Below are 12047 nucleotides of genomic sequence, written 5' to 3'. Positions count from 1 at the left end.
GGGGGATCCGGTCTACCGTTCGAAGGGTGCTCGCCGAGTTGTTCCTCGACGCCGCCGCCATCTGCCGCGAACACAGCCCGCTCACCCACACCCTGCTGGTGTCGGCGGCGGACGACCTGACGCGCGGCGGGATCACCGCGAAGGTGATGGCGGGCAGCGAGTGCGACCGCGGGGGCACCGTGCCGGGGCTGCGGTTCGCGGGCGCGCTGCACCGGCTGGTCCTGGAGGGCCGCGCGCCGACGCTGGCCGCGCACTACCCGAGCGCGGGCGGCCGGCCGCACCTGCCGACGCTGTGGCAGGACGCGCTGCCCGTCCTCGACGAGCACGCCGACGAGCTGCGCGCGCTGATCGCCTCGACCGTCGTGCAGACCAACGAGCCGGGCCGCAGCGCGCCCCTGTTCGGCGGGCTGCACACCGCCACGCACCTGGCCGCCGAGGCCGCGGGCCGGCGGACGCCGTTCTGCGTGAAGCTGCTGGAGGTCGGCGCGTCCGGCGGGCTGAACCTGCGCCCGCACCGCGTGGCCTACCGCGTCGGGGACACCGTGCTGGGCGACCCGGGCAGCCCGCTCGTGCTGGACGCGGGCTGGACCGGCCGCCCGCCCGTCGACCTCGCCCACCAGCACCTGCGCCTGGTCGGCCGCGCGGGCTGCGACCTCAACCCGGTGGACGTGTCCACCGAGGACGGGCGGCTGCACCTGTCGTCGTTCGTGTGGGCCGACCAGCTCCCGCGCTTCCGGCGCCTCCAGGCTGCGCTGGACCTCGCCCTCCTGGACCCGGTGCCGGTGCGCCGCGCGGCGGGACCGGAGTGGCTGGTCGACCAGCTCGCCCGGCCCGAACGGGACGTCCTGACCGTCGTGTGGCACTCGGTGGTCTGGCAGTACGCGTCCCCGGCCGACCGCGCGATGGGCCGGGCCGTCCTGGCCGACGCCGCCGCCCGCGCGACCCCGATGGCGCCCTTGGCGCTGCTCGTGTTCGAACCCAGGCGCACCCACCCCGACCGGTACGAGTTCCAGCTCCTGCTGAGGCTCTGGCCGGGCGGGGTGTCACTGCGCCTGGGTTCGGGTGCGGGCCACGGCATCCCGTTCGAGTGGCACACGCGGCCCTGGGTCTAGCTAGTTGCCGGTGGCGATCAGGACCGTCACCGTGGTCAGCCAGCCGATGAGGAAGGCCACGATCCAAAAGCGCAGGTTGGTCAGCATTCTGGTCATGTCGGAGGTGTCCCGTCGGGGTCGGGGTGGACGAGGTCTACAGCCAGCGGTTCCGACGGAATATTCGGTACAGCGTCAGGCAGGCGCCCAGGATCACCGCGATCACCACGGGGTAGCCGTACTTCCAGTGCAGCTCCGGCATGAACTCGAAGTTCATGCCGTACACGCCGACCACCATCGTGGGCACCGAGATGATCGCCACCCACGCGGAGATCTTGCGCATGTCCGAGTTCTGCTGGAGCGTGATCTTCGCCAGCGTCGCGTCGACCAGCGTCGTGAGCAGCTCGTCGAAGTTGATCACGCGCTCGGACACCTCGGTGAGGTGGTCGTCCACGTCGCGGAAGTACGACCGCACCTGCTCGGGGATCAGCGGCGTGTAGCCCTCGGCGAGCCGGCGCAGCGGGACGGCCAGCGGCATCACCGCGCGGCGCAGCTCCAGGACCTCGCGCTTCATCAGGTAGATCTGGTCGGCGCTGACCCGGCTGCGCGGCGCGAACACCAGCGCTTCCATCTGATCGATGTCGTCCTCGATGTGGTCGGTCACGTCGAGGTAGTTGTCCACCACGTGGTCGGCGATCGAGTACAGCACCGCCGCCGGCCCGACCTTCAGCCGCTCCGGCTCCTCCTCCAGCTCCCGCCGCACGACGGCGAGGCCGGAGTGGTTGCCGTGCCGCACGGTGACGACGAAGTCGCGGCCCAGGAACACCATGACCTCGCCGCTCTCCACGATCTCGTTGGCCGTGTCGGGCGACGCGTTCTGCACGTACCGCACGGTCTTGAGCACCATGAACAGCGTGTTGTCGTACCGCTCCAGCTTGGGCCGCTGGTGCGCGTGCACCGCGTCCTCGACGGCCAGCTCGTGCAGCCCGAACGTCTCGGCGACGCCCTGGATCTGCTCCTCGTCCGGCTCGTGCAGGCCGATCCACACGAACCCGTCGCCGCGCTTGCGCACCTCCTCCACCGCGTCGGTGTGCGACCACCGGCCGGGCAGGCGCACGCCGTCGACGTACACGCCGCAGTCGACCACGTACGCCGACAGCGGCACCGGGATCGGCACGGCGGGGCGGGCGCGGTCGGGCACGCGGCCTCTCAGGCCGCCGAGCGAGGGCAGGCTGGGCACGGAGTCCTCCAGTGGGGCGTCGAGGTGCACGACGAACGACGACGGCACGTCCCCGACCGGATGCTCACGGGCCTAGAAGATCGACCCTCCGCTGAGGACGCGCGAGGTACTCGCAGGATGGGGGTCGTTACTCATCGGTAGTCCTCACCTCCTCGGGTCGGTCGTCCGCGGCGGTGGAGTCGCTCACAGACCAGTTGCCGAGGGTACTCCCCCCGCGCTCACACTGTCGTCCCGGTCGTGAAGGTTCTCGATCACATGGCCCTTAGCCAACGGAGGCGTGCGGTGCAGTTCGGGCGTTACTACGAGGAGTTCGAGGTCGGCGCGGTCTACAAGCACTGGCCCGGGAAGACGGTCACCGAGTACGACGACCACCTGTTCTGCCTGCTCACCATGAACCACCACCCGCTGCACATGGACGCGCACTACGCGGCGGAGACCACCGACTTCGGCAAGAACGTCGTGGTCGGCAACTACATCTACTCGCTGCTGCTGGGCATGTCCGTGCCGGACGTGTCGGGCAAGGCGATCGCGAACCTGGAGATCGAGTCGCTGCGGCACATCAAGCCGACCTTCCACGGCGACACCATCTACGGTGAGACGGAGGTGCTCGACAAGACCCCGTCGAAGTCCAAGGACGACCGGGGCGTGGTCTACGTCGAGACCCGCGGCTACAAGCAGGACGGCACGGTCGTCTGCGTGTTCCGCCGCAAGGTGATGGTGCCCAAGCGGTCCTACGGCGACGCCCGCGGTGGCGAGCAGCCGGGCAGGCCCGAGCCGAAGGAGTGAGATGACCTCCGTGGACCTCGTGCGGCAGCGACTGGCGGAGTTCGCCGAGCGGGAGGCGCACGGCGTCTCCCCGCTCTACGAGCACCTGGCCGCGCACGCCGCGCGGGACCCGGAGGTCGCCGGACTGCTGACCGCCGCCCCGGAGCACTTCGCCCACGCGACCCTGCTCCTGGCGGCGGCGCACCGGCTCGTGCAGGCCGAGCCGTTCCACGAGCTGTCGAACTACTACCCGTCGCTGGGCGGCACCTACGGCCCGGACGAGGGCACGTGGCCGCTGTTCCGCTCCTTCGTCCTGGACCGCGCGGACCGGATGCGCGAGCTGATCGCCACCCGCTCGACGCAGACCAACGAGGTGCGCCGGGCGGCGCTGCTGTACCCGGCGGTCGCGCTGGTGAAGGGGCCGGTCGGGCTGCTGGAGGTCGGCTGCTCCGCGGGCCTGCTGCTGGGCCTGGACCAGTACGGCTACCGGTACCAGACGCAGGAGGCCGGTCAGCTCGTCGCCGGTCCCGCCAAGGCGGCCGTGGGGGTGCACTGCGCGCTGGAACTGGCGCCCGGGGCGACGCTGCCGAAGATCCCGAAGACGGTGAAGGTCGGCGCGAAGGTCGGCCTGGACCGGGCGCCCGCGGACCTGACCGACGAGGACACCCACGCGTGGCTGGAGGCGTGCGTCTGGGCGGACCAGCCGGAGCGCCTGCGGCTGTTCGGCGTGGCGGCGACCGTGCAGCGCAAGTCACCGCCCACCCTCGTCGAGGGCGACGCCGTCGCGGACCTCGGGCGGGCGGCGGACCTGGTGCCCGCCGAGCTGCCGCTGGTCGTGATCACCAGCAACGTGCTGGCGTACGTGCCCGGCGCGGACTTCGTGGCCGCTTTGAAGGGTCTGGACCGGCCGGTGTGGTGGGTCAGCCACGAGGGCTACGCGGCCGGGCTGGAGCACGTGCTGCCGGGCCGGGACGACCTGCGCGCCGAGGAGTCGGCGTTCGGGGTGCTCGGGATCGCGAAGCTGGAAGAAGGTGAGGTCCGCTCGGCAAAGGCTCTGGCCAAGACCGCCCTGCACGGCCAACGCCTGACCTGGTTGCCGTGAAGACCGTGACGACCTGCGCCGACCTCGCTCGAACGGGCGAAGTCGATCAGGCCCGGGGGAGCTGTCCCCACGCCTGGAGGGTCTCGCGGAGGCCTTCGGTGAGCGGAAGTGTGTCCAAGATCGCACCCGTCACCCACCTGACCTCGGCCGCGTCGTCCCCCGCTCGGAGCACACCGGATCGCACCAGGCAGGCGTAGTCGTGGATGTCGTAGACGCCGTGCGCCGCCGGTCGGGTGACGCTGCCGATCCATTCGCCGACGGTCACGGAGAGTCCGGTCTCCTCGGAGATTTCGCGGATCAGGGCGGTGTGGTCGTCCTCGCCGGGCTCGACTCGTCCACCCGGTACCGACCACCGTCCCTCACCTGGGGGATTCGCCCTTCGCACGAGTAGCAGTCGCCCGTTCGAGTCATGGACGATGCCGCCGACACAGCGGATCAAGGGAGCTCTATCGGCCGTCACGGTGACTCAGTGTAGTCACCCCTCAACGGCGGTGCAGGGCGCTGACCCAAGTGCGGTACAAAACTCCCAAGGTGCCGCGTGGTGCGGTACAACGGTTTTCACTGGCGCCAAACGGGTGCGGTAGCGAACGGGGTTGATCACCGTGAATCTGAAGAAGATTCTCACCTTCGCCGGGGTCGGCTTGCTCCTGTTCTTCCTCATCGCGGAGCCCAACCAGGCGGCTCAGCTGGTGCAGAACATCCTGAGCACGCTGCGGGAAGCCGCTGAGGCGCTCATCACCTTCGTGAAACAATTGTTCTGAGGTAGGCGCCCGGCACCTCCACCCACGGCGAAGGGTCCACAGGCATGTTCGCACCACGTGACCCCGACGAGTACCTGCTCCCGACGGAGCGGCGGGTCATCCGGGTCCGCAGGCACTGGAGCAGCCTGCTCTGGGATCTCCTGGAGGCGGCGGCGCTGCTCGCCGGCTGCATGATGATCTCGTACCTGCTGCCCCAGAGCCTGGGCGTGGTGCAGAACATCCTCTGGTACGCGGCGCTGTTCGTGCTGCTCAGGCTGACCTACTTCGTCATGGAGTGGTGGGTGGAGCGCATCGTCGTCACCGACAAGCGGTTCATGATCTCCTCGGGGGTCTTCGAGACCAAGGTCGCCATGATGCCGATCAGCAAGGTCACCGACCTCACCTACGAGCGGTCGGTGCTCGGGCGCATGTTCGGCTTCGGCACCCTGATCGTGGAGTCGGCCGGTCAGATCCAGGCGTTGAACCGGATCGAGTACCTGCCGAACCCCGAGGAGGTCTACGACGCCATCTCGGAGCTGACCTTCGGCGACAAGAAGGCGCAGGCCGAGCGGTTCTCGATGATCAAGGCGCAGCGGGCGGCGCGCGGTAAGAAGATGGTGCCGTAGGTCAGACTGGGTGGGTGCGCATCGACCTGCACACCCACTCGACCGAGTCCGACGGGACCGACACGCCCGCGCGACTGGTGGCCGCCGCGGCGGCTGCCGGCCTGTCCGCGGTCGCGCTGACGGACCACGACACCGCAGCCGGCTGGACGGAGGCGGCGCAAGCGCTGCCTCCGGGCCTCAAGCTGGTGCGGGGCGCGGAGCTGTCCTGCGCGTCCGACAACGGCGCCGGGCGGACGATCACCGTCCACCTGCTGGCCTACCTGTACGACCCGACCTCGCCGGCCCTGGTCGAGGAGCAGCTGCGGCTGCGCTTCGAACGGCGGCAGCGCCTGCGCAAGATGGCGCACCACATGGTGGAGGACGGGTTCCCCATCGACCCGGACGAGCTGATGGCGTCCATGCCGGCCGACGCGCCGGCGGGCCGACCACACCTCGCGATGGCGCTCATCCGGGCCGGGGTGGTGTCGTCGGTGGACGAGGCCTTCGCCCGCTACCTGACGGGCGGGCGCTACTACGTGCCGCGGACGGACACCCCGGTCGCACGGGCCATCGAGATGATCCGCGAGGCGGGCGGGGTGACCGTGCTGGCCCACCCGTTCGCGTCCTCGCGGGGACCGATCGTGTCCGAGCAGGTGGTGGCCGACCTGGCGGCCCTGGGGCTGGGCGGCGTCGAGGTGGACCACCCCGACCACGACCCGGCGACCCGGGCCCGGCTGCGCGGGCTGGCGGGCGAGCTGGGGCTGCTGGTGACGGGGTCCTCGGACTACCACGGGACCAACAAGACGGTCAAGCTCGGCGCGGAGACCACGTCGCCGGAGGTGCTGGACGCCCTGGCCGAGCGCGCCACCGGCTGCAAGGTCCTGGTCGGCTGAGGCGGTCGCTGGGCCGGGCGTGTGGTGCCGTGCCCGGAGTGTCGGGGGTCCTCGGTAGGTTTGGGACCGTGGATCAGTTGGGGTTCGACTTCGGGGTCATGCCGAAGCGGCTGGTGAAGGTCACGCCGGCCAAGCTCGCCACGTGGGCCGACTGCCCGCGGCGGTTCCGCATGGCCTACCTCGACCGCCCCACACCGCCCCGGGGCGGGGCCTGGGCCCACAACACGCTGGGCGCGGTGGTCCACAACGCCCTCAAGGCCCTGTTCGACCAGCCCGTCGAGAAGCGGACCCCCGAGCACGCCGTGGCGCTGCTGCACCGGCAGTGGAAGGACGAGGGCTTCCGGGACGCCGAGCAGGCCGCCGTCTACCGCACGCGGGCCGAGGGGTGGGTGCGCGACTACGTCGAGCGGCTCGACACCTCCATCGAGCCCGTCGGGATCGAGCGGTGGGTGTCCACGCCCACGCAGAAGATCGTCGCCGAAGGCCGGGTGGACCGGATCGACCTGCGGGACGGCGAGCTGGTGATCGTCGACTACAAGACCGGGCGGCACGCCCTGACCGTCGACGACGCCCGCGGGTCGCAAGCCCTGGCCTTGTACGCGCTCGCCGCACGGCGTACCTTGCGCAAGCCGTGCCGCCGGGTGGAGCTGCACCACCTGCCCACCGGCACGGTCGCGGTGTGGGAGCACACCGAGGAGAGCCTGGCCCGACACGTCTCGCGCGCCGAGGAGGCCGCGGACGAGCTGGGACTCGCGAGCGACACCCTCGCCGCGGGCGGCGACCCGGAGATCCTGTTCCCGCCCCGCACCGGCAACCAGTGCACCTGGTGCGACTTCCGCCGCAGCTGCCCGGAAGGGCAGCAGGCGGCGCCGACACTCGATCCGTGGGCGCTGCTCGCGCCGTAGGGAGACACGTGACACAGGTGGAGACCGAGCCGCGGCTGCTGAGGGTGTGGCGCGGCGCCGGCGGCGCGGTGGCCGTGGGTCTCGTGCTGCTCGCGTTGGCACTGCTGGGCGTCCAGATCTACGCGGGCACGCGCGGCCTGCACGGGCCGGGCCTCGACATGGTGATCGGTCACGTCGTGGCGGGCGCGCTGGCGGTCGGCGCGCAGGTCGTCGCCGACCGGGCCCGGCGGTGGGTGGCCGCCGGCGCGAGCCTGGCCGTGCTCGTTGTCGGGGCGCTGGTGCTGTGGGTCTACTGGTGGGCTTAGGCAGTGCCGGCCTGAAGGTCGCCCTCGCGGTTCGCGGCGCGCACAGGTGACCAGGCGTTTCCGCCTCCGGCTGGTGTGGCCGTCGGCGCACCCCGCCTGTCGGTGCTCAGCCTGGTGCCACCAGTTGATGCGGGAAGGCGGCGCTGTCGCCGATCGGCCCAGACGATCCCGCCTTCCCGGCATCGGACCGACATCGGGAAGGGTTCGGCCACCCCCTACTTCTTGGTGGCCTGCTTGCCGTAGTGCTTGTCTTCCTTGTCCACCCGCTCCTTCTTGGGTTGCTTCGCGGGCTTCCCCGTCGGCGTACCGCGGGTCGTCGGCTTCGCGGCCTGCTCGCGCAGCTTCTTCACGCGCTGCTTGACGCAGGTGTCGTAGCCGCCGCACTCACGCCGAGCCTGGAGGTAGGCCGGGTCGGCGTTGGACTTCTTGGCCTTCTTCTCGGCGTCGGCGATGTTCTTGCGGTTCTTCCTGGTCACGTCGCGGACGCACGTGTCGTAGCCGCCGCAGACGCTGCGCGCGTGTTGGTAGACCGGGTCGTCGTTGGACTTCTTCGCCTTCTTGGCGGCGTCGGCGACCTTCTTGCGGTTCTTGTCGGTGACGTCGCGGACGCACGTGTCGTAGCCGTTGCAGACCTTGCGCGCGTGTCGGTACGAGGGGTCGGCGTTGGACGTGTCCGCGGCCTTCTTCGCCTTGTCCATGCCCTTCTGGGCCTCGACCAGCTTCTTGCCGATGGCCATCGTGTCGTTCTGGTTGAAGCCCTTCCCGCCGTTCTGGAAGTCGCGGACCAGGTCGTCGAGCGGCGAGTTGTCCTTCAGGCGGTTGTAGTCGGCGATGATCTCCTTGCGGAGCTTCGGATCGCGCAACGCCCGCTCGTAGAGCTCGGCCTGCTTGCGTTCGACGCGTCCGGCGTTGTCCTGCGCCACCGCCTCGGCGAGCGGCGCGAGCACGCTCACCCGGCCCGACCTGCCCTTCGGCACCACCGGCTTCGCGACGACCTTGCCGACCGACGGGTTCTTCGGCGGGCTCTTCGGGCCCTTGGGGGCCGGTTTGGCGGGCGTGCCACCGGTGCCGCCGTCGTCGTCACCCTTCTCCGCCTTGCGCGCCAGGTAGTCCGCCCGGCACTTCGCCGCGCACTCCGCGCCCCACTTGGCCAGCGTCGAACCGCTCGGAGTCGGGTCGTCGCTCTCGATGAACTTCCGCGCCACGCAGTTGACGAAACACCGCGCGATCTTCTTGGCCTCCTTGTCGTTCATCGCGGTGTCGTAGGGCACCCACACTTCGAGGATCATGCCGGTGACCTTGTTCTTCGCACGCACGTAGCGGCCGTCTTTGGCGTGGTCGCCGGTGGGCGCGCCCCACGGCCAGACCTTCTGCGCGCCGGGCTTGCGGTGCTTGCCGCCCTGGCGGTGCTTGCCCACGTACGGGTCGGGGTCGTCGGTGTTGCGGTTCTTGCCGACGTACGGGTCGGCGTGCGCGGTGGCGGTGGTGATGCCTTCCGCGAGACCACCGAACGCGAGGGCCGCGACCACCGCCGCGATCGGCAACCGGATCGCCCATCGGCGCAGGACCGCCCTCATCGGCCCAGCTCCACGAACGCGGCCCGCGGGGAATCCGGGGACCCGACCGGGACCAGCCCGGGGTCGATCCCACCGCGGTCCAGGATCCGCAGCGGCTCGGACGGCCCACGTCCGACCGGCGACCAGTGTTCGACCGGCGACCGGTGTTCGACCGGCGACCAATGTCCGATTGGCGACCGGTGTCCGACCACGGACCGCGCGCCGAACTCCGTCACCTTGTCCGGCGTGTACGGGCTCCGCAGCTCCACCGTGTCCGGGTCCTGATCGTGCCGGCCGAACCAGGCCTCCGGAGCGGACGCGACGTCCGCACCACCCGCGGACGACAGCCCGGTGTCCGACAGCCCGGAGTCCGACAGCCCTGCCGACGCCGGGGCCTCGATGTGCACCGGCTCGGACGCGACCTCCGCCACCGGGTCGACCACATCGGCAACCACGTCGGCCACCACCGGAACGGACACCTCGACCGGAACAGGCACCTCGACCGGAACCTCGACGAGTACCGGCACCTCCACCGGCACGGGCACCTCCACCGGCACCTCCACCGGTACGGGCACCTCGACGACGACCGGCTCCGAGGACGCCGTCTCCTCCGAGGACGCCGTCTCCTCCGGCGCGACTACCGGCGGTTCGGCGGGCTCTACCGGATCGGCCGTGTCGAACTCGTCCTCGACCAACGGTTGCTCGTGCGTCACCGGCGGCGCGGTGTCCGGCGCGACGCGGGCTTCCCCGGCCCCGTGCGAGACCCCCACGGCGTAGGCGACGGCGGCCACCGCCGCCGCCGAGGTGAACATCAACGCGATTCCCATCCACCGGGTGCGCGACACGGGCCGCGATCCCCTCCCGTCGTCCGGTGGCACGGCCGGCTTCCGCCCGACCGCTGATGCCGGTTTCTGCGGCATGGGTCATCCCCCTCGCCCCGCCGCCGTCGGAACCCCTGTCGGCCCCGAAACAGCGGCAGCGGGATCACCGCCGATGACAACCGTCCACGTGTCCGAACACAACGGAACCGCCGTCCGGGACAGTCCGGGACACCACTGGCCAGGCATCAAGCCTCGTGAACGCCCCGAACAGCGCGAACGCCCCGAACAGCGCGAACGCCCCGAACAGCGCGCCGGTCACCCACGTCCCCGCCGGTGGCGAGATGCGCCGGGGGAGGGCTAGGACGCGTGGGGCTGTTCGGTGCGGATGAGGCCGGCGCGCAGGGCGGCCATCAGGGCCTGTGAGCGGTTGGACGCGCCCAGCTTCTCGTACAGGCGGGACACGTAGGTCTTGGCCGTCGACTGGCTCACGTACAGAGAGCGCGCGATGGACGGGATGGACGTGCCGTCGCGCAAGAGCGTCAGCACCTCGCGTTCGCGTGGGCTCAGGGCGAACCGGTCGTCGGTGGTGCGTCTGCGGGCCAGTGCGCCTGCCAAGCCCGATGCCGTGAACGAGCCGGCGGCGACTGACGCGTGCCGGATCGCCGCCAGCACCTCCTCCACCGGTGCGGTCTTCGCGACGAAGGCGGACGTCCCGGTTTCCAGTGCCCGGAACAGCACGTCGTCCTCGCCGAGCGAGGTCAGCATGACGATGCCCAGGTCGTCGCGGCGGTCGCGCAGGTCTCGGGCCAGGCGCAGGCCGTCGCCGTCCGGGAGGGCGACGTCGATGGTGACGACGTCCGGGGTGTGCGCGGCGACGACGGCGGGGGCGGTGGCGGCCGTGGTCGCCTCGGCGGCGATCTCGATGTCGGGGGCGGTGGCGGTCAGCGTGCGCAGACCGAACCGGGTGAGCGTGTGACCGTCGACTACGACGACGCGGATCGCCATGGTTCCTCCTGCCGGACGTCACGGTCCGTCATGTGAAGGGTCAACCGCTACGTCGATCGGAGTACCGCGGGAAGTTACACAGCTCACCCGAATGGGGTCGAAAGTCCTCACTGGACCGGGGTCAGAACAGGGACCGCATGATGCTGATCGCCCCTGGACCCAGGATGACCACGAAGATCGCCGGGAACAGGCACACCACCAGCGGGAACAGGATCTTCACCGGCACCTTCTGCGCCTGCTCCTCGGCCCGCTGCCGCCGCCGCACGCGCATCCCCCTGGCCTGCTCGCGCAGCACCCGGCCGATCGGCACGCCCAGCTCGCCCGCCTGCACGAGGGCCGACACGAACGTGCGCAGCTCGGCCACCGTGGTCCGCTCGGCGGTGGCGCGCAGGGCCTGCGTGCGGGACGTGCCGAGCTGGGTCTCCTGGAGCACGCGGGCGAACTCGGCGGCCAGCGGACCGCGCGTGTTCCGCGCGACCTGCGCCAGCGCCGCGTCGAAGCCCAGGCCGGCCTCGACGCACACGGTGAGCATGTCCAGCGCGTCGGGGAGGGCGTCGCGGATCTTCGCCTGCCGCTTCTGGCCCGCGTTGAGCAGCAGCACGTCCGGCAGGAAGAACCCGGCCACCGCTCCGCCCGCCCCGTACAGCAGCACCGTGCCCAGGCTCCCGGACCCGAGCAGCACGCCCAGCCCGGCCACCGCGAACAGCCCGAAGCCCTTCACCGCCAGCACACGCTCCGGTGTCCACGCGGGCGGGTTGCCCGCCAGGTCCAGCCGGCGCTGCAAGGTCGCCTCGACGCCCGAAGGGGACAGCCGCAGCACCATCGCCCGCAGCCAGCCGGGCGCGGTCTCGAAGGACCGCTTCGCCGGCGGCTGCTCGGGCGCGGTGCGGGAGTAGCCGTGCTCGATCGCGGTCAGGGCGCCCGCGACGCCGCCGCGTCCCGACGGGCCACCGGCGAGGGCTACCGCGCCCAGGACGATCGCGAGGACCAGCGCGGCGAGCGCACCCAGCAGCAGCACCATG

At 71.1% G+C, this 12047-nt stretch carries 14 protein-coding genes; 8 read left to right on the top strand and 6 right to left on the bottom strand.

Annotated elements, in window-relative coordinates; all coding sequences use genetic code 11:
• Positions 1–26 precede the first annotated feature (26 nt).
• Positions 27–1112, top strand: a complete 1086-nt coding sequence (locus tag DFJ66_RS19040; RefSeq protein WP_121222905.1) for a DUF2332 domain-containing protein — start codon at positions 27–29, stop codon at positions 1110–1112.
• Between the two features lie 133 nt (positions 1113–1245).
• Here the strand turns inward: DFJ66_RS19040 and corA are convergent, their stop codons facing one another.
• Positions 1246–2328, bottom strand: a complete 1083-nt coding sequence (gene corA, locus DFJ66_RS19035; RefSeq protein WP_121231386.1) for a magnesium/cobalt transporter CorA — start codon at positions 2326–2328, stop codon at positions 1246–1248.
• A gap of 282 nt (positions 2329–2610) precedes the next feature.
• On the opposite strand from corA, the gene DFJ66_RS19030 reads away from it, so the two are divergent.
• Entirely contained in the window at positions 2611–3114 is a 504-nt protein-coding gene (locus DFJ66_RS19030) for a MaoC family dehydratase (protein ID WP_121222903.1), read from the top strand.
• A 1-nt stretch (position 3115) separates the two neighbouring features.
• The gene (locus DFJ66_RS19025) at positions 3116–4195 is read left to right on the top strand and encodes a DUF2332 domain-containing protein (protein ID WP_121222901.1); all 1080 of its coding nucleotides are present in this window, start codon (positions 3116–3118) and stop codon (positions 4193–4195) included.
• Positions 4196–4241: 46 nt separating this feature from the next.
• On the opposite strand, the gene DFJ66_RS19020 is transcribed toward DFJ66_RS19025, so the two are convergent.
• A complete protein-coding gene (locus tag DFJ66_RS19020) occupies positions 4242–4634 on the bottom strand; it encodes an NUDIX hydrolase (RefSeq protein WP_121222899.1) in 393 nt (130 codons plus the stop codon).
• 163 nt (positions 4635–4797) lie between these two features.
• On the opposite strand from DFJ66_RS19020, the gene DFJ66_RS42835 reads away from it, so the two are divergent.
• The 5 genes from DFJ66_RS42835 (at position 4798) to DFJ66_RS19000 (ending at position 7643) form a co-directional block, all read left to right on the top strand.
• The gene (locus DFJ66_RS42835) at positions 4798–4956 is read left to right on the top strand and encodes a hypothetical protein (protein ID WP_170199524.1); all 159 of its coding nucleotides are present in this window, start codon (positions 4798–4800) and stop codon (positions 4954–4956) included.
• 44 nt (positions 4957–5000) lie between these two features.
• Positions 5001–5561: a PH domain-containing protein gene (locus tag DFJ66_RS19015; RefSeq protein WP_121222897.1), complete on the top strand. Its 561-nt coding sequence runs from the start codon at positions 5001–5003 to the stop codon at positions 5559–5561.
• Positions 5562–5575: 14 nt separating this feature from the next.
• Positions 5576–6433, top strand: coding sequence for a PHP domain-containing protein (locus DFJ66_RS19010; RefSeq protein ID WP_121222895.1), 858 nt, complete (start codon positions 5576–5578; stop codon positions 6431–6433).
• 68 nt (positions 6434–6501) lie between these two features.
• Positions 6502–7338, top strand: coding sequence for a RecB family exonuclease (locus DFJ66_RS19005; RefSeq protein ID WP_246029816.1), 837 nt, complete (start codon positions 6502–6504; stop codon positions 7336–7338).
• A gap of 8 nt (positions 7339–7346) precedes the next feature.
• Positions 7347–7643 carry a hypothetical protein gene (locus DFJ66_RS19000; RefSeq protein ID WP_147459306.1) on the top strand — a complete coding sequence of 99 codons (297 nt, stop codon included), beginning with the start codon at positions 7347–7349 and terminating at the stop codon, positions 7641–7643.
• A gap of 215 nt (positions 7644–7858) precedes the next feature.
• Here the strand turns inward: DFJ66_RS19000 and DFJ66_RS18995 are convergent, their stop codons facing one another.
• From DFJ66_RS18995 to DFJ66_RS18980, 4 genes are all read right to left on the bottom strand, one after another.
• Positions 7859–9220 (bottom strand): hypothetical protein, encoded by a 1362-nt coding sequence (locus DFJ66_RS18995; RefSeq protein WP_121222891.1) that lies wholly within the window; start codon positions 9218–9220, stop codon positions 7859–7861.
• A complete protein-coding gene (locus DFJ66_RS43535) occupies positions 9217–10044 on the bottom strand; it encodes a hypothetical protein (protein ID WP_211351227.1) in 828 nt (275 codons plus the stop codon). Before DFJ66_RS43535 ends, DFJ66_RS18995 begins: the two co-directional genes overlap by 4 nt.
• Before the next feature lie 333 nt (positions 10045–10377).
• Positions 10378–11025, bottom strand: coding sequence for a response regulator transcription factor (locus tag DFJ66_RS18985; RefSeq protein WP_121222889.1), 648 nt, complete (start codon positions 11023–11025; stop codon positions 10378–10380).
• A gap of 121 nt (positions 11026–11146) precedes the next feature.
• A complete protein-coding gene (locus tag DFJ66_RS18980; RefSeq protein ID WP_121222887.1) occupies positions 11147–12046 on the bottom strand; it encodes a type II secretion system F family protein in 900 nt (299 codons plus the stop codon).
• Position 12047: the final 1 nt, after the last annotated feature.

Source organism: Saccharothrix variisporea, assembly GCF_003634995.1.
Lineage (GTDB): Bacteria > Actinomycetota > Actinomycetes > Mycobacteriales > Pseudonocardiaceae > Actinosynnema > Actinosynnema variisporeum.
Note: the sequence above shows the minus strand (reverse complement) of the source record. Positions and strands in the feature narration are given on the sequence as shown.

Bases quoted from the DNA above. Each gene is read 5' to 3' on its own strand.
- DFJ66_RS19025 (WP_121222901.1), top strand. From the start codon at position 3,116: ATGACCTCCGTGGACCTCGTGCGGCAGCGACTGGCGGAGTTCGCCGAG.
- DFJ66_RS18995 (WP_121222891.1), bottom strand. From the start codon at position 9,220: ATGAGGGCGGTCCTGCGCCGATGGGCGATCCGGTTGCCGATCGCGGCG.
- DFJ66_RS18985 (WP_121222889.1), bottom strand. From the start codon at position 11,025: ATGGCGATCCGCGTCGTCGTAGTCGACGGTCACACGCTCACCCGGTTC.
- DFJ66_RS19015 (WP_121222897.1), top strand. From the start codon at position 5,001: ATGTTCGCACCACGTGACCCCGACGAGTACCTGCTCCCGACGGAGCGG.
- DFJ66_RS18980 (WP_121222887.1), bottom strand. From the start codon at position 12,046: ATGGTGCTGCTGCTGGGTGCGCTCGCCGCGCTGGTCCTCGCGATCGTC.